General features: G+C 34.9%; 13 protein-coding genes and 1 pseudogene. 10 read left to right on the top strand and 4 right to left on the bottom strand.

Translation table 11 applies throughout. From position 1 onward, the window contains the following. From EQ827_RS05880 to EQ827_RS05860, 5 genes and pseudogenes are all read left to right on the top strand, one after another. Positions 1 to 230: pseudogene (locus EQ827_RS05880) on the top strand (aldose 1-epimerase family protein); the annotation flags it as partial. Between the two features lie 411 nt (positions 231 to 641). Then, positions 642 to 1,475 (top strand): MetQ/NlpA family ABC transporter substrate-binding protein, encoded by an 834-nt coding sequence (locus EQ827_RS05875; RefSeq protein ID WP_181190060.1) that lies wholly within the window; start codon positions 642 to 644, stop codon positions 1,473 to 1,475. A 16-nt stretch (positions 1,476 to 1,491) separates the two neighbouring features. Further along, a complete protein-coding gene (locus tag EQ827_RS05870; protein ID WP_181190059.1) occupies positions 1,492 to 2,820 on the top strand; it encodes a M20/M25/M40 family metallo-hydrolase in 1,329 nt (442 codons plus the stop codon). Positions 2,821 to 2,830: 10 nt separating this feature from the next. Further along, on the top strand, positions 2,831 to 3,892 hold the full coding sequence (locus EQ827_RS05865) for a methionine ABC transporter ATP-binding protein (RefSeq protein WP_181190058.1): 1,062 nt from the start codon (positions 2,831 to 2,833) through the stop codon (positions 3,890 to 3,892). Continuing rightward, positions 3,893 to 4,582: a methionine ABC transporter permease gene (locus tag EQ827_RS05860; RefSeq protein ID WP_181190057.1), complete on the top strand. Its 690-nt coding sequence runs from the start codon at positions 3,893 to 3,895 to the stop codon at positions 4,580 to 4,582. A gap of 257 nt (positions 4,583 to 4,839) precedes the next feature. Here the strand turns inward: EQ827_RS05860 and plsY are convergent, their stop codons facing one another. Then, positions 4,840 to 5,460, bottom strand: coding sequence for a glycerol-3-phosphate 1-O-acyltransferase PlsY (gene plsY / locus EQ827_RS05855; RefSeq protein ID WP_181190056.1), 621 nt, complete (start codon positions 5,458 to 5,460; stop codon positions 4,840 to 4,842). A gap of 103 nt (positions 5,461 to 5,563) precedes the next feature. Between plsY and parE the strand changes: the two genes are divergently transcribed. The 5 genes from parE to EQ827_RS05830 all read left to right on the top strand — a co-directional run bounded on the left by parE (position 5,564) and on the right by EQ827_RS05830 (position 13,328). Further along, entirely contained in the window at positions 5,564 to 7,561 is a 1,998-nt protein-coding gene (gene parE / locus EQ827_RS05850) for a DNA topoisomerase IV subunit B (protein ID WP_181190055.1), read from the top strand. A gap of 11 nt (positions 7,562 to 7,572) precedes the next feature. After that, on the top strand, positions 7,573 to 10,032 hold the full coding sequence (gene parC, locus EQ827_RS05845) for a DNA topoisomerase IV subunit A (RefSeq protein WP_181190062.1): 2,460 nt from the start codon (positions 7,573 to 7,575) through the stop codon (positions 10,030 to 10,032). Between the two features lie 2 nt (positions 10,033 to 10,034). After that, on the top strand, positions 10,035 to 11,003 hold the full coding sequence (locus EQ827_RS05840; RefSeq protein ID WP_181190054.1) for a LysR family transcriptional regulator: 969 nt from the start codon (positions 10,035 to 10,037) through the stop codon (positions 11,001 to 11,003). Positions 11,004 to 11,050: 47 nt separating this feature from the next. Continuing rightward, entirely contained in the window at positions 11,051 to 11,980 is a 930-nt protein-coding gene (locus tag EQ827_RS05835) for a manganese-dependent inorganic pyrophosphatase (protein ID WP_181190053.1), read from the top strand. 130 nt (positions 11,981 to 12,110) lie between these two features. Next, positions 12,111 to 13,328 (top strand): ArgE/DapE family deacylase, encoded by a 1,218-nt coding sequence (locus tag EQ827_RS05830; protein ID WP_181190052.1) that lies wholly within the window; start codon positions 12,111 to 12,113, stop codon positions 13,326 to 13,328. Between the two features lie 49 nt (positions 13,329 to 13,377). On the opposite strand, the gene EQ827_RS05825 is transcribed toward EQ827_RS05830, so the two are convergent. The 3 genes from EQ827_RS05825 to xerS all read right to left on the bottom strand — a co-directional run. Further along, complete coding sequence (locus EQ827_RS05825; RefSeq protein ID WP_181190051.1) at positions 13,378 to 15,966, bottom strand: ABC transporter permease; 2,589 nt, start codon at positions 15,964 to 15,966, stop codon at positions 13,378 to 13,380. A gap of 15 nt (positions 15,967 to 15,981) precedes the next feature. After that, positions 15,982 to 16,686, bottom strand: a complete 705-nt coding sequence (locus tag EQ827_RS05820) for an ABC transporter ATP-binding protein (RefSeq protein ID WP_181190050.1) — start codon at positions 16,684 to 16,686, stop codon at positions 15,982 to 15,984. Between the two features lie 51 nt (positions 16,687 to 16,737). Beyond that, positions 16,738 to 17,454 (bottom strand): tyrosine recombinase XerS (xerS, locus tag EQ827_RS05815; RefSeq protein ID WP_181190049.1); only part of this gene is annotated, 717 nt, incomplete at its 5' end.

Genomic DNA, 17,454 nt, shown 5'->3' with positions numbered 1-17,454 from the left:
GTTATAGTATCGCTTCTGAAGGTATTGATAAGGTGAAAATTTCAACTAATGCACCTTATTTTGGGGTTTGGTCAGCTTATCCACAAAAGGGTGATTTTGTTTGCCTCGAGCCATGGTGGGGGCTGGCAGATGCTCAAGATAGTAATGGCCAAATAAGCCATAAATTTGGCATTAATCAATTGCAGCCTTTACAAGTTTTTAATGCTAGTTGGTGTGCCAAATTTAATTAGATGAAATTAATATATATTAAAAAATTATTTTTTTAGTTGACATTAAGGAAAATTAATTATATTATTTTGTCAATAGCTAATGAGAATATAATAAACAAAATGATCAGGGGAAGTAACTTGGTAAATTATGCACAGAAAGCCTTTGTTGTTGAGATAAGGCCATAATTACCAGTGAAAATGACCTGTGATTGGTGCGCTGAGTTGACAGAGTCAATAAGGTGGCAATGGTTGGTACTCTTTATTGTACACGCGTATAATTTTGTACGTTGATAAGGAGGTAAGTGTAAGCTTATCTCGAATTAGAATGGTACCGCGGAGATAGTAACCGCTTCTAACTGACTGTTTTACAGTTAATTAGGAGCGGTTTTTTTTGTTCCCATTAACTAAATAAATTTATTGAGGGTGAAAGATATGAAAAAGTTTAGTAGCGTTATTCGGCGAGTTTTAGTAATTTTGACATGTTTAAGTGTTGCTATATTAGCAGTTGGTTGTGGCAGTCAAAATTCCCAAGAAAAGACTGTTAAAGTCGGAATCAATAATGCTGATGAAGCAGTTTGGAAAGTAGTGCAGAAAAAGGTCAAAAAAGAACATATTAATTTAAAAATTATGGAATTTTCCGATTATAATCAGCCCAATACTGCTTTATCACAAGGTGAATTAGACATTAACGCTTTTCAACATCGTTTTTTCTTGAGTAATTGGAATAAAGCTCATCATACTAACTTGGTAGCGATTGGAGATACGGTGATTCAACCCATGACAATTTACTCAAATAAGATTAATAGCATTAAACAGTTAAAAGCTGGAGCTAAAGTAGCTCTTCCTAATGATGCTTCTAATGAAGCTCGGGCCTTACAGTTATTAGAAAATGCAGGTCTTATTGTCTTAAAGAATACACATAAAAAACTACCTTCGACCAAAGATGTTCAGACTAATAAGTTAAACTTAAAATTTAATGTTTTAGATGCTGCTCAAACAGCTCATTCTTTAGGAGATGTAGATATTGCGGTTATTAACGGTAATGTTGCTAATGCAGCAAAATTGAGCCCTAAAAAAGCCATTTATCAAGAAAAGGTTTCACAGCAGTCTAAACCATGGATTAATATTATTGTTGCTAATAAAAAGGACCAACATAACCCAACTTATAAGAAAATCGTCAAAGCTTATCAAACAAACGATGTTGCCAAAGAAATTAAACGGGTTTATGGCCAAGGAGCAGTGACAGTTTGGAATAGTAAATTTTAACTAAGGAGTAAAAATTATGAAAAATATTAATGATCCATTAATTCAAGAATCATTACGTGAGTTAGGTGATTATGTAGCTTTGCCATCAGTATCAGCTAAAGAGCAAGCTCAACCACAAACAGCCCAATTTTTAAGTAAGTTATTAAGTACTTTAGGAGCAAAAGTTAAAATTTTGGATGACTTTTCAGTACCCTTGGTATATGGAGAAATCAAGCCAAAACAGGCGAGTGATACTACGATTTTGATTTATAATCATTATGACGTTCAGCCGGAAGAACCTTTGGATTTGTGGGAATCTGATCCGTTTACTTTAAAAATTACTACTGACAAGTTAATTGGTCGGGGAACTTCCGATTGTAAAGCTGATTTAATCAGTCGGATTACAGCTTTAAAAATTTATCGGCAGGAACATGGCGATTGGCCTTGTAATGTTAAATTTTTAGTAGAGGGTGAAGAAGAAGTTGCAAGTGAGCATTTGCCAGATTATTTAGCTAAATATCATTATTTATTAGCGGCAGATTTGGTTATTTGGGAATCGGGAAAGAAAAATGAGCAAGAGCAGTTTAGTATTGAAGGCGGTAATAAGGGTATTTTATGTTTTGAATTAGTTGCTAATTCTGCCGCTATTGATCTCCATTCATCTTTTGCTGCAGTAGTAGACAGTGCTACTTGGCGTTTAGTTGCTGCGTTAAATACCTTGCGAACTAGTGATGGCTATATTAAAGTACCAGGATTTTATGATGATGTAATAACACCCACAGCTCGGGAGCAAGAATTGGTTGCACAAGCAGCTACTCCTGATTTGCAGAAAAAGTGGAATTTGAAGTTGCCGTTATTAAAAAATAAGTCTGTGAATTATAATTTAACATTTAGCCCTACAATTAATATTGAAGGTTTTAGCAGCGGTTGGGAAGCTAATGGCGTGAAAACTGTAACTCCTAAAACAGCAAGCGCTAAATTAGAATTTCGTTTAGTACCTAATCAATCTCCACAAGATATTTTTAATAAATTAACTAAGTATTTACAAGAACAAGGCTTTGGTGATATTGAAGTCCGTTACTTATTAGGTGAATCTGGATACCGTTGGGACTTACAACAGCCCTTGGTAGATAAGTTAATCCAGACTGCTCAAGACTGTTATGGTGGCAAAGATCAGGTGGAGCTCTTGCCTTCTAGTCCTGGTACAGGTCCAATGTATTTAGTTAATAAATATACTCATGCACCAATTGTTGCTTGTGGTGTTAGTTATAGTAAAGCGGGCGATCACGCTCCTAATGAAAATATTCGTATCCAAGATTATCTTGAATTTATTGAGTTCTTTGGGCAATTTTTAAGTAAAGTGTAGGTAGAGATTAATGGCAAAGGCAAGTCCAATTATTGAATTAAAAAATATTGGCGTCCAATTTTCACAAAAAGAACAACTAATTGATGCTGTGAAAGATGTATCGCTAACAGTAAATAAGGGTGACGTTTATGGAATTATTGGATATTCTGGTGCAGGAAAGAGCACCTTGGTACGAGTTATTAACTTATTGCAACGACCTACAGTAGGTGCAGTAACTGTTAATCACAAACAAATGCTAAAGTTAACGCCTAAACAACTCCGTGACGAAAGAAAAAATATCGGCATGATTTTTCAACATTTTAATTTATTAAATTCCCGTACTGTTTATGGTAATGTCGATTTTCCATTGATGGATTCCCAATTGTCAGCAGCTCAGCGTCAACAAAAAGTTAATAAATTATTAGATTTGGTGGGTTTAAGTGACAAAGCACAAAATTATCCTTCACAACTATCTGGTGGTCAAAAACAGCGTGTAGCAATTGCTCGTGCTTTAGCCAATGATCCCGAAATTTTAATTTCTGATGAAGCCACTAGTGCACTTGATCCTGAAACTACGACAGAAATTTTAAATTTATTAGGTTATTTGAACCAGTCTTTAGGTATTACGATTGTTATTATTACCCATGAAATGGACGCCATTAAACAAATTTGCAACCGAGTAGCAGTTATGGATCAAGGTAAATTAATCGAAGAGGGAAGTCTCCTGAAAATTTTTGGCCATCCACAGCAGGCTTTAACACAAAAATTTGTTGATTCTTCTACCCAATTAGGACCGGCTTTACAAGAAATTAAAAAGAGCCATATTTTACCAGAGAATTCTAAACATCTAATTGAGTTAAACTTCTTAGGCGATGTGACGGAAGAGCCAATGGTCGTTGAATTGTATAAACGTTTTAAAGTAGAGGCTAATATTCTTTTTAGTAATATTGAGCAATTACAAGGGACAACAGTAGGCATTATGCTTTTGGCTTTATCAGGTCAAGATGAGGACATTCAAGCTGCTTTGCAGTATTTAAATCATCTCCAGGTCAATGTCAAACAAGTTAATTTAGCACAGATAGAGGTGGGATAAATGGAGCATTTAATACAACAGTGGCTGCCCAATGTAGTTACCAACTGGAGTGGCGATAATGGTTTTGAAATAGCTATTTATCAAACATTATATATGACCTTTGTCAGTGCGGCTTTTGCAGGTATCTTAGGCCTTATCTTAGGTATTGCGCTGTTAGTAACTGATAGTAAAGGTATTTTGCCACATAAAAAATTTTATTATGTTTTAGATAAATTGGTAAATCTTTTTCGATCTATTCCCTTCGTAGTATTATTAGCGGTAATTGGTCCTTTTACTAAATTAATTGTGGGCCAAACAATTGGACCTACTGGCGCTTTAGTACCACTAATCTTAGGAACAGCTCCATTTTTTGCTCGCCAAGTCCAATTAGCTTTAGTTGAAGTTGACCCCGGAGTAGTTGAAGCTGCTCAAGCAATGGGTTTATCACCTTGGAAAATTATTGTACATGTTTATTTAAAAGAGGGCTTACCAGAATTAATTCGTTCCGCAACTTTAACTTTGATTAGTTTAATTGGATTAACTGCGATGGCTGGAGCTGTTGGTGGCGGCGGTTTAGGCAATATGGCAATTGCCGTAGGTTATCAGCGCTTTGAAAATGACGTCACCATTGTATCAATGATTTTAATTTTGATATTGGTATTTATTGTTCAAGGTATTGGCGATTTTGTTGTTAAAAAATTGCAACATTAATTTAAAACAGCTAAAGTCAGCCATAAAGTTTAATTGAATTTTCTATAATATTAGATAGGTCTGGGATAGATTTTGTCCTAGACCTATCTTTTTTGAAACACAACGAATACTAATAAATAAGGAGACAGAGGTATAAAATAGCCTCTATCTCCCTTATTTAATTATCATTAAAGTTTGAAATTAACTTAAAATCCGCTACAATGTAATTTGTTTTCTAAATTTAAAACACTTAACCGAACACTTGTTCTGGTGTATAATTATTTGTGGGATTTTTTCCGCAAATAGTATACTAACCCAAGATGCACAATATTTTCTTGATGGTGTGCTAAGCGTTTAATATTTGGTAAGTGCCTTACGTAAACAATAATTGTGACAACAATTGCAGCCAGCATTAAAAAATAATCGTGGATAAAAAAAGTTATTAAAGTAAAAATTGGCATTACTACTAAGCTGGCAATACTAACGGTACTCGTCAATAAGACTAGTGTTAAAAACATACCAGCAGCAACTAAAAAAAGTGGCGGATTGTAAGCCAATAAAATTCCGGAACCAGTGGCAACAGCTTTACCACCTTTAAAATGTAAAAAAATAGGAAAGCAATGTCCAATAACTGCAGCAATTCCCACTAAGAGCATCCACTGTTTGCCAGGGACATTTAAAAAGAGTGGTAAACTTGCTCCAAGTGTTCCTTTGAAAATATCCAATAACAAAACTGTGACTCCAGGAAAAAAGCCAAAGGTTCTAAAGGTATTAGTAGTACCAATATTACCGCTGCCTAATTGACGTATATCCTGGTGAAAGTACAATTTTCCCAGTAAGTAAGCTGAGGGAATAGAGCCAATTAGGTATGCCAAAGTAAAACAAATTATAAGTTTCAAGTTTAAACCTCCAAAGATACTTAAGTATTAATAATGAGTATCAGTGATATTTTAATACAAATTAAATAAAGATTCTGTTCTTTTTTGAAAGTGAGATACGATAATGGCTAAAAAGCAGCAATATGATGATTCTTCAATTCAGATTTTACATGGTTTAGAAGCAGTACGCAAACGTCCAGGCATGTATATAGGTTCAACTGATGCCCGAGGCTTACATCATTTAGTTTATGAAATTGTTGATAATTCAGTCGATGAAGCGTTAGCAGGATTTGGCAAAAATATTGACGTAACTATTAATGCTGATAACTCGATTACAGTTTGTGATCAAGGTCGTGGTATGCCCACGGGTATGCATGAATCTGGAATACCAACTATCGAAGTTATTTTAACAGTTTTACATGCTGGAGGAAAATTTTCGCAGAATAATTATAAAACTTCAGGCGGACTGCATGGTGTAGGTTCATCCGTGGTTAATGCTCTATCAGAGTGGTTAAGGGTTAGAGTTGTACGTGATCATATTGCTTACGAGGAAAATTTTGTTGAAGGCGGCAAGCCTCAAGGAACGCTTAAAAAAATTGGTAAAGTTCAACAAAAAAGTGGAACTACTATTTCCTTTAAACCAGATTCTACGATTTTTCAAACTACTTCTTTTAATTTTAGTACATTAGCTGAGCGCCTACGGGAATCAGCCTTTTTACTCAAAGGGGTTAGAATCACTCTAACGGATTTGCGTGTTGAACCAAAACGTTTTGAAGAGTATTTATTTCATGATGGCATTAAGTCCTTTGTTAAATATTTGAACGAAGGTAAAGATCCGATTAAAGATGTATTTTACTTTGAAAGCCAACAAAATGATATTGAAGTAGAGTTTGCTGGTCAATATAATGATGGTTATTCGGAAAATATTATTTCATTTGTTAATAATGTTCGTACTCCTGATGGCGGGAGCCATGAAGTCGGGATGAAAACAGGATTGACAAAAGCTTTTAATGAATATGCCCGTAAAATTGGCCTTTTAAAAGATAATGATAAGAATTTAGAAGGTTCTGATGTTCGCGAAGGTCTAAGCGCCGTTTTATCAGTTCGAATACCTGAAGACTTGTTGCAGTTTGAAGGGCAAACTAAAAGTAAGTTAGGAACACCAGAAGCCCGTAGTGCCGTGGATAATGTGGTTTATTCGCAAATGAGTTTTTATTTATTAGAAAATGGTGAATTTGGTCAAACCTTAGTAAAAAAAGCTTTAAAAGCGCGTGAAGCCCGCGAAGCAGCTCGCAAAGCCCGGGAAAACACTCGTTCCGGTAAAAGAAAAAAGAAAGATCAAGGTGTACTTTCTGGTAAGTTAACCCCGGCACAATCACGTAATCCTCAAAAAAACGAGTTATATCTAGTTGAGGGTAATTCTGCCGGCGGATCTGCAAAGCAAGGTCGTGACCGCAAGTTTCAAGCCATACTCCCATTGCGTGGAAAAGTTTTGAATACCCAAAAAGCTAAACTAGATGATATCTTTAAAAATGAAGAAATAAATACCATGATTTATACTATTGGCGCTGGTGTGGGACCAGAATTTAAGGTTGAAGACAGTAATTATGATAAAGTAATTATTATGACCGATGCTGATACCGATGGCGCTCATATTCAAATTTTATTACTAACCTTCTTCTATCGCTATATGCGGCCTTTAATTGAAGCTGGAAAAGTCTATATTGCTTTGCCGCCCTTGTATAAACTACAAAAAGGACGCGGTGATAAACTACAAATTCAGTATGCATGGACCGATGCCGAATTAAATGCCGATATTAAACAAATGGGGAAGGGTTATAGCCTACAACGTTTCAAAGGGCTAGGAGAAATGAATTCCGATCAATTATGGGAAACCACGATGAATCCTGCCACAAGAACTTTAGTACGAGTTCGAATCGATAATGCTGCCTTAGCGGAACGGCGCGTAACTACCTTGATGGGTGATAAAGTTGAACCCCGTCGGGATTGGATTGAAGAAAATGTTAAATTTAATCTTGAAGACGATGGTAGTATTCTTGAAACTGATTTAGATGAAAACATCGGCGAACAAGGTCTCAAAAATCAATTAAATTCTAAATAAAGTGAGTGAAAATATTGACAAATAGTTCTAAAATTCAAGAGCTTTCTTTGGAAGAAATTATGGGTGATCGCTTTGGTCGCTATTCCAAATATATAATTCAAGAAAGAGCTCTTCCAGATGTCCGTGATGGTCTTAAACCAGTCCAAAGACGGATTTTATATGCAATGCATTTAGATGGTAACACCTATGATAAGGCCTTTAGAAAATCTGCTAAATCTGTTGGAAATGTCATGGGTAACTTTCATCCCCATGGTGACACACCAATTTATGAAGCTTTAGTACGCCTAAGCCAATCATGGAAATTGCGCGTACCCTTAATTGAAATGCATGGTAACAATGGATCAATGGATGGTGATCCGCCAGCTGCGATGCGTTATACTGAAGCACGTTTAAGTAAAGCTTCAGAGGCTTTATTGCAGGATATCGACAAAGATGTAGTCGATATGGTGTTAAATTTTGATGATACTTTAGAAGAGCCAACAGTACTGCCAGCGCGTTTTCCTAATTTACTAGTTAATGGTGCTACCGGAATTTCCGCTGGTTACGCTACAGAAATTCCGCCGCATAATTTAGGTGAAGTTATTGATGCTACTATCGCTCTGATTGATAATCCAAATTTATCCTTAGATGAAGCTATGCAGTATGTGCAAGGTCCGGACTTTCCTACAGGCGGAATTTTGCAGGGTGAGGCCGGTATAAAAAAAGCCTATCAAACAGGCCGTGGCAAGGTGGTTCTGCGCTCTAAAACTGCTATTCAAACTTTGCGAGGACATCGTAGTCAAATTATTATTACTGAAATACCCTACGAAGTTAATAAAGCCCAATTGGTGAAAAAAATTGATGAGATTCGCGTCTTAAAGACTATTGATGGGATTGCTGAAGTACGGGATGAAACTGATCGTCATGGTTTAAGTATAGTCATTGAATTAAAACGGGATGTCAATGCCCAAGCTATTTTAAATTATTTATTTAAAAACACTGATTTGCAGGTAACCTATAACTTTAATATGGTAGCTATTTCTAACATGCGACCTCAGCAATTGGGCTTGTTACCAATTTTACAAGCCTACATCGCTCATCAAAAGGATGTAGTTTTAAGAAGAACCCAATATGATTTAGCTAAAGCTCAGAATCGCTTGCATATTGTCGATGGTTTAATTAAAGCACTTTCTATTTTAGATCAGGTAATTCATACTATTCGTGCAAGCAAAAATAAAAGCGATGCTGTTAAAAATTTGGTCACTAAGCATGATTTTTCGCAAGAACAAGCTAGCGCAATTGTGGCCTTACAATTGTATCGACTAACTAACACCGATGTTACGCAACTGCAAAAAGAACAATCGCAACTGCAAAAAGCGATTAAGGGTTATCAAGAAATCATCTCCCAACCACAACGTTTATTACAAGTCATTAAGAAGGAATTGCTTGTGATAAAAAAAGAGTTTGCGACGCCACGTTTAACTAAAATTGAAGCTGAAGTAACTCAACTAAAAATTGATCGTCGGGTGATGGTTGGTGAAGAAAATGTGCGTGTATTGGTGAGTCAACAAGGTTATTTAAAGCGTAGCAGTCTGCGTTCTTATCAAGCTTCAAATGCTTCTGATAATGGGCTTCGGCCTGAAGATTTTCCTATTTTAGACTGTGAAACTTCGACTTTAGATCATATTTATATTTTTACTAACCAAGGTCATTTAATATATCGGCCAGTTCACGAATTAAGCGATGTTCGGTGGAAAGATACTGGGCAACACTTGTCACAATTTATTGGGCTCAATCCTGATGAAGAAGTTATTAACGCGTTTCTTTTTAAAAATTTAAAAATGGGTGGCAGTTTTTTATTGGCAACTTCGGATAGTTATATTAAACAAATTGCTTTTCAAGATTTATTACCCAGCCGAACCTATCGTTCACGAGCTATGAAAGCAATTAAATTGCATACAGCCAATAGTAGAATTTTGCACGTCTTTTATTCTGAAAATGCTTTTGCTGATCAACAAGTAATTGGTTTTACCCAAAAATCTTATGCTTTGCAATTTCCTGTAGAAGCTGTGCCCATGCTCAAACCTCAAGCTGCCGGTGTAAAATTTTTAGCACTGAAAGAACAAGATCAGATTGTAGATTATGATTTAAATAACCCTCAAATAGAACAATTTATCGGAATTTTAACCCAAAGAGGTTCTTTTAAGAAGATGAAGTTAGCAGAATTACCAGCAGGTAGCCGTGGACGTCGTGGTGTATTGACATTGCGTGAGCTTAAGCAAAAGCCTCATCGTATTAAGTTTGCACGATTGCTGACTAAAGATGAGCTTTTAGAAGTTATCACTGATTCGAACAAAAATATTATGATTGATCCGGAACATTTCAATTTTAGTGATCGTTATTCGAATGGTTCTTTTGTTTTGGATACTGCTAAAGATGGAATTATTTCGCAAATTAAAATAAATTCACGCATTAAATCTACGGAGGAGTAACTATGACTGTTGACAAGGATGACTTCATTGCTGCATTAACTTCAAAATCATTGTGCTATTTTGCCAAATTAGCTCATACACTGAACTACACTAAAACTGCACGTTCTTTAGGAATTACGCAGCCAGCTTTAACTCAGCAAATTAAAAAATTAGAACGCGGAATTGGTTCACCATTATTTTACTCAGTGGGTAGGCAAATCCATTTAACGGATGCTGGGCGGATTTTGTTAGATACTGTTAGTGGCATTTATGAAATATTAATTACAGCAGTAGATAATATTCAAAATTCTACTCTAGATTCGTTAGGTTCAATTAGAATTGGGATGTTAGCTACTATTGAAGATCAGGTATTCGAAGATTTTATTATTCACTATAATGATATTCAGCCAGGAGTAGAAATTGAAGTATCGTTACTCACACGCAGGGCATTATGGAATGAATTGGAGAATAATCAAATTGATCTAGCAATTATGTATTTGCCTGATGATTCTATCAAAAACTGGAAACCTTATTCCAGCCGTAAAATTGTGGATGAACATTTAATTTTACTGCATGATAATCCTAAATGGGAAAATAAAAAAGCTTTAAAATTGCGGAATATAACTAATAGTCCTTGGGTAACCTATCCTAATAATTATTACTTGACTGAATTGTTACGCGAACAGTTTAAAAATCAATTAGTTGATCCACCCCAAAGTCGAGGACGTTTTGCCGCTCCCCTGCAGATTCTACATTTTGCTCAGCAAAAAAACTATAATGCAGTCTTTCCTGAAAGTTTTGTTTTAGGCAATCAAAGTAAAATTAAGTTAAAACAAACTTTAATAGATCCTAAAATTCAATTTGAGATGGCTTTTGTCTATCGACGTGATAAAATCAATATACCTAGAATAGCTTCTTTTCTAAAATCATGGGATGACTTTATTACAGAAAAGTCTTATCGGGAGCGTTTAAAAGATAATCATCCCATGTAAGGGTAGATTGTACTATAATAGGGATATAAATATTTGGAGGGATAATCTTGGTAAAAGAATTAATATTTGGACATTTAAACCCGGATACAGATGCCATCGTTGCAGCCATTTCTTATTCATATTTGCAAAATAAACTAGGCTATGATACAGAAGCCGTTGCTTTAGGTGAACCTAACGACGAAACAAAGTTTGTCTTAGATTATTTCGAGCAAAAAATGCCTCGCGTTATTGATAAAATTGGTAAGCAAGTACAAGCAGTTATGTTAGTAGATCACAATGAGGAACAGCAAAGTGTTGCTGATATTAAAGATGTTACTGTGACTCATGTTGTAGATCATCATCGTATTGCCCATTTTCAGACAAATTCACCGTTATTTTATCGTGCTGAACCAGTAGGATGTACAAGTACTATTTTGTGGAAGTTATACGGTGAATTTAATATTGAAATTCCACAAAAAATTGCTGGATTAATGTTGTCAGCAATTATTTCCGACACATTATTATTAAAATCACCAACTACAACTGATGATGATCGTCAAGCGGTTAAAGAATTAGCCCAAATTGCACAAATTGACTATCCAGAGTACGGCTTGCAAATGTTAAAAGCTGGTACAAATATTGCTGCAAAAACTGCAGCTGATTTAATTGATGCTGATGCCAAGAGCTTTGATATGGGCGGCAATAATGTACGTATTGCTCAAGTTAATGTAGTTGATTTACCAGAAGCATTAACTCGCCAGGAAGAATTTGAAGAAGCAATGGAACAAAGTAATCAAACTAATGGTTATGATTTATTCTTACTGGCAATTACTAATGTGCTTGATAGTGATACTACAATGATTACTGTCGGTAAAAAGGAGCTCTTACCAAAAGTAAGTACTGCCTTTAAGCAAGAAATTAAAGATGGCCGTTTGGACCTTCCGGGCGTAGTTTCACGTAAGAAACAGATTGTACCGCCTTTACAAAAACAATTTTAGATTTTAGTGTTATTAAAAAAGCCATTTACCTAAATCATTAGGAATGGCTTTTTTATTTTAATATAATTAAATGTGTTTCATCATAGTGAGAATATCTGATATAATTAAATTATTAGAGGAGGATACAACTATGAATGAAGCTGAAAAAATTGATATTTTAAGTAAGTTAGTAAGTTTTAAATCAGTTAATGATCATGAAAAACAAGTGGCAGAATATCTACAGTCATTATTTAAAAAACATGGAATTGAAAGCCATTTAGTACCAGTAAATGGCGATCGCGCTAATTTAGTTGCAGAAATTGGTTCAGGTAAACCTATTTTAGGTGTTTCAGGACATATGGATGTTGTTGATGTTCAAGCACAAAACTGGAAAACGGATCCCTTCCAATTAACAGCCAAGGACGATAAACTTTATGGTCGTGGAGCAACTGATATGAAGTCAGGATTAGCAGCGATGGTTATTGCTTTAATAGAGCTAAAACAAAATCATGAACCTTTTAAGGGAACAATTCGTTTTATGGCCACAGCTGGTGAAGAAGTTGGACAAGAAGGGGCAGAAGTTTTACAAAAATCTGGTTATATGAAAGATATTGATAGTCTATTGATTGGGGAACCTACTGGATATTTAACAGTATATGCCAGTAAAGGTGAACTGGACATTGACTTGCAATCATTAGGTAAAGCGGCTCACAGTTCTATGCCGGCTTTGGGTAATAACGCTGTGGAACACTTAATTAATGTAATCAATCAAATTAAAGCACAACTTCAAAAGCCAATGGCAGATGCAACCAATTCCGTTTTAGGTAAAACTATTTTTAATGTTGATGTTATTGAAGGCGGTACTCAACCTAATGCTATTCCTGGACATGCAAAAGCTGTCTTAAATATTCGGACAATTCCAGAATTATCAAATCAAAAAATACTAGATTTAATTCAAGAAGTTCTAGATAATTATAATGCTACTACTTCTGGTAAAGTAACAATGGAAGTTGGTATGAATATTATTCCTATTTTGGGTAATAAAAATTCCAAGTTATTGAAATTAGTCCAAAAAATCGGCCAGCCTTACTTACAAAAACAAAATTATACAACTGATCAAATTAAACAATTTGAACAGCAGGCTAAATTATCCGGAATTCCCTTTTCAGCAGATGAAATTTTGGCTGTGGGAGTTTCTGGGGGAACAGATGCGTCGAAGTTCTTTATTGACCAGCCTAATAATTGTAATTATGTTGTCTTTGGACCAGGAAATAATAATGCGCATCAAGATAATGAATATGTTTCTAAGACAATGTATTTAGACTTCATTGAAATTTTCAAACAAATAATTACAGAATTTTTTGCATAAAAATATATTTAAAAAAGACCGAGACAAAAATTATCTCGGCCTTTTTTATCTAGTCAATAGCTTTCATAGCTGCTAACATATCAACTTGCTTAATTTTATGGGCCATAAGCAACATCACAATAACTGCAAAAATGAGAGTCATAATTGTAGAAACTAAAAAGTTAGATGTTCGTAAAGTCATACTGGCAAGAATATTTTGTGGCGGCAATGTTTGCATGATATAGTGGTGCAGCCAATAGCCGCCACCAAAACCGCAGATAATACCCATCAAAGTTAAAATAATAGTTTCCCGAAAGATAGACATAACTACCTCTGATTGATAAAATCCTAGAACTTTCATAGTTGCTAGTTCCCGCATACGTTCTGAAACGTTAATATTAGTTAATGTGTATAAAACTACTAAAGCTAAAAGTGAGGAACAAACTATAATAATGGCAATTAGATTATTCAATCCATTTAAAATATAATTGACAGCTTCTTTAATTGTATCGGAACGAATCACTGTCAGAGTAGGATTTTGCTGATTCAACCAAGTAGACAGTTGACTAATGTTTGGTGGATCTCGATGTTGATTATTAATAATCACTGCATTAGCTTGAAAAGCTTTACCATATGCTTGTTTATATTGTGTTGCGTCCATTAAAATAAAGTGTCCAGCATACATTTTACTGATGGCACCCACTTTAGTGTAATAACTATGGTTAGTAGCAGTTTTAAAATGTAAGCGATCACCAACTTTTAAATGTAGAGCAGCGGCTAGTTTTTGTGTAATGATGGCTCCGTGGAGATGTTGATAATTAATCGGTTTATGGTTGATAGTATTTTGTAAACTAACAAATCGATTTATTTTATGATAACTAGAAGCAGTCATTATAGTAACTTCTTGATTATTAAATTGATTATGAGGACGGATATATACGGTTTGGTAGTTAAGTAACTGTGCATTTTTAACATTTTTATGGGCCTGGACACGTTTTAAAAATTTATTTTTTTGTGCCTGTGGTAGATTTGGGCGAAAAAGATTAATTTCATCATAATGAATTAAATACTGATATTGGGTTTTGACAATACCTGTTAGGGAGTCACGAATCCCAAAACCGGTAATTAATAACGACGTACATCCAAAAATGCCAATAATCGTCATTAACATGCGTGTTTTATAGCGAAATATATTGCGCAAAGTAACTTGATATTTAAAACTTAAATGATTCCATAATTGTGGGATTTTTTCTAGAATAATTTTACTGCCCTTAGCAGGTACAATAGGCACTAATAACTTTGCTGGCTCTAGAATTAGTTCTTGAAGAGCCACACTTAAAGCTGGCAAAACTGCTACTGCCAAGGCTATACCACTAGCGATAGCAATCCAGTTCCATCGGGGAATAGTAATTAGGTTAGGTAAAGCATAATTGGCACAATATGCTTGATAAATTTTACTGGTTAAAAAATTGGTCCCTAAATAAGCACCAGATGTGGCTCCCACTAAAGCTGAAAGTGTTCCATAAATTAAAAACACTTGGACTACTTCTAATTTGTAATATCCTAATCCAGTTAATACTCCAAGTTCTTCTCGTTTTTCACTGGCCATTCTAGACATAGTAGTAAAACAAACAATCAGTGCCACAATAAAGAAGACATATGGAAAAACATTTGCCAAAATATCAATTCGCTGAGCTTCTTCTCCTAAAGTATGATAGCCATAATCATAATCATTAGGTGTTTGCAATGTATAAGTAACTGAAGGCAACATTTTGAGTTGATGTTTTAATTTTTTTAATTGTTCTTTATCTTGTTGCAACTGATGTGATAATAAAGGAGATGAATTAATTTGCTCTAATTGATGTAATTGAATTTGCTTTTGTTGGTAAAGTTTCATACTTTGATGATGCACTTTTTTAGTTTTAATGTTTGCTAAGCAATTTAATTTGGGCTGCAATGAATCAACATTGATTTGGTTATCACGTTCATAACTATCAGCATAAGCTTGTTTATGAAGATTATTAAAATTTAATTTTGCAATCGTCGGTTGAAACTTTGTAAAAGCGCTTTTGGATATATAACCAAAAGTATTAACATGGCCATTTTTTAAAGTAGTGGTTCCAAACTGGGATTTATCTAAATAATCACTAGAAGTAATAAAGCCAACAATTTTGAAAGATTTAATTTTGAGATTGCGACTATTTTGGGAATTTAAATGTAAATGCTGGCCTAATTGATAATGCGTGCGATCTTGTTGATTTAAGACAATCTCATTTATTTTTCGCGGATAACGCCCCACAACTAATTGAGCACGAGATACCGCAGTAGTAAGATTTTGCAAACGAATGACGCGTTGACTATTTTGAATAATACTATCAGATTGTTGAACCCAGGTAATTTGTTTTCCGTGGTGGTTAGTTAATAGGTGCTGGATTTTTTGTCGCTCTGTTTGGGATAAAGGGAAATTGCTAGTTAATTGCGCATCTGCTAGACAGTGTTTTTGATAATAATAATTAGCAGTTAAACGCATATCAGTTCCGGTAGATTTAAGACCCACTAGTACAAAAACACCGAGAGCTAATAAAATCGCTACCGAGAAAAAACGTGCTAAAGAGAATTGGAATTCTCTTCTAATATTTTTGAATAAAGTTTTTTTCATGTAGCTTTCCCCCTATTACCATTCAATTTTAGCAACAGGTGTTGGGGTAGTATTTATCTGGTCTTGCTTAATTTGACCATCTGCTATTTCAATAATATGATCAGCCATTGGTTTAATCATTTGGTTATGAGTAACAATAATAACGTTTTTGTTTCTATTATGACAAAAATCTTGTAAAAATTGCAAAATCTTTTTACCTGTTTGATAGTCTAAAGCTCCTGTCGGTTCGTCACACAAGAGTAAAGCTGGATTTTTAACAATCGCTCGAGCGATCGCTACTCGCTGCTGTTCGCCACCAGATAATTCTCCTGGAAAATTATCTTGGCGTTGGCTAAGGCCAACCTTGTCTAAAACTTTATCTATATTTAAAGATTCCGGGACTAGCTCCGCTGCTAATTCAATATTTTCTTTTGCAGTTAAATTCGGCAGTAAATTATAAAATTGAAAAACAAATCCAATAGCATGGCGCCTAAAGGCGGTTAATTGTTTATGATTATAATTGGAAATGGTTTCTTTGTTAATGGTCACTTCACCAGAACTAACAGTATCCATTCCTCCTAATATATCTAAAAGTGTAGATTTGCCCGCTCCTGATTCGCCAACAATAATAGTTAATTCTCCCTTTTGTAGATCAAAACTAATATTATTATTTGCTTTGATTTCGTTAGGTTGATCAACATTATAAATTTTAGAAACATTTTTTAAATGAATATAAGCCATAACAAACTCCTTTATTATCTAAATATCTTGAATTCATCGTATAAATGAAAACTAATCCGAATTGAGTTGGTCTAAAGCATGTTTTTGCTCCGTGTCAATGATGTGCGTATACAGTCCAGTCGCTTTAGTCGATGTCTGTCCTAGCTGTGTTGCAACTAAATGTTCATTATGAGTCTGCAAGTACAGCTTAGAGGCTAGAGTATGACGCAATTTGTGGGGGGTGATACGGACATTATTAAATGCGGTAGAATATTTGGCAACCAATAGCTCAACTGTAGCGCTAGAAATTCTTCTCGGCCCTTTACTCCCCTTAGTCACGAAGAGGGCAGGGGTAGTCATTGCCTGATAGCGCTTATCCCGAATTAATAAATAGGGCTTAATATATTTTAAAACCCATTGAGCAATTGGGACTAAATCTTTTTTGCCACCCTTGCGTAAGACAGTAATCTGAGCTTGCTGCAGGTTTAAATCTTTTACATTAGCGTTAGTCAATTCGGAAACTCGAATGCCACTGCCAAGCATTAAAGCGTTAATAGCCACATCACGTTCGCAGTCACGTTGATAAAGACTTAATTGTCGCTTATTTGTTAGTTTTTGAGGATAGATTTGTTGGATAAAATCTAAATATTCGCGATCATTATCCAACATCAGTTGTGATTTAATATTATGAGCTCGAGTTTGTAAAGTTTCACTATCTGAGACTAAAGTAATTTTTTTCATGACATTACGATAAAAAAATGGTTCACCGTCTTCATTTTCTGATTCAAC

The sequence above is a fragment of the Bombilactobacillus bombi genome, from assembly GCF_013607485.1.
In the GTDB taxonomy this organism is placed as follows: domain Bacteria; phylum Bacillota; class Bacilli; order Lactobacillales; family Lactobacillaceae; genus Bombilactobacillus; species Bombilactobacillus bombi_A.
The sequence above is the reverse complement of the archived record's forward strand: the minus strand, read 5'-3'. Positions and strand labels throughout refer to the sequence as shown.

Bases quoted from the DNA above. Each gene is read 5' to 3' on its own strand.
- EQ827_RS05875 (WP_181190060.1), top strand. From the start codon at position 642: ATGAAAAAGTTTAGTAGCGTTATTCGGCGAGTTTTAGTAATTTTGACA.
- EQ827_RS05870 (WP_181190059.1), top strand. From the start codon at position 1,492: ATGAAAAATATTAATGATCCATTAATTCAAGAATCATTACGTGAGTTA.
- EQ827_RS05865 (WP_181190058.1), top strand. From the start codon at position 2,831: ATGGCAAAGGCAAGTCCAATTATTGAATTAAAAAATATTGGCGTCCAA.
- EQ827_RS05860 (WP_181190057.1), top strand. From the start codon at position 3,893: ATGGAGCATTTAATACAACAGTGGCTGCCCAATGTAGTTACCAACTGG.
- parE (WP_181190055.1), top strand. From the start codon at position 5,564: ATGGCTAAAAAGCAGCAATATGATGATTCTTCAATTCAGATTTTACAT.
- EQ827_RS05840 (WP_181190054.1), top strand. From the start codon at position 10,035: ATGACTGTTGACAAGGATGACTTCATTGCTGCATTAACTTCAAAATCA.
- EQ827_RS05830 (WP_181190052.1), top strand. From the start codon at position 12,111: ATGAATGAAGCTGAAAAAATTGATATTTTAAGTAAGTTAGTAAGTTTT.
- EQ827_RS05825 (WP_181190051.1), bottom strand. From the start codon at position 15,966: ATGAAAAAAACTTTATTCAAAAATATTAGAAGAGAATTCCAATTCTCT.
- EQ827_RS05820 (WP_181190050.1), bottom strand. From the start codon at position 16,686: ATGGCTTATATTCATTTAAAAAATGTTTCTAAAATTTATAATGTTGAT.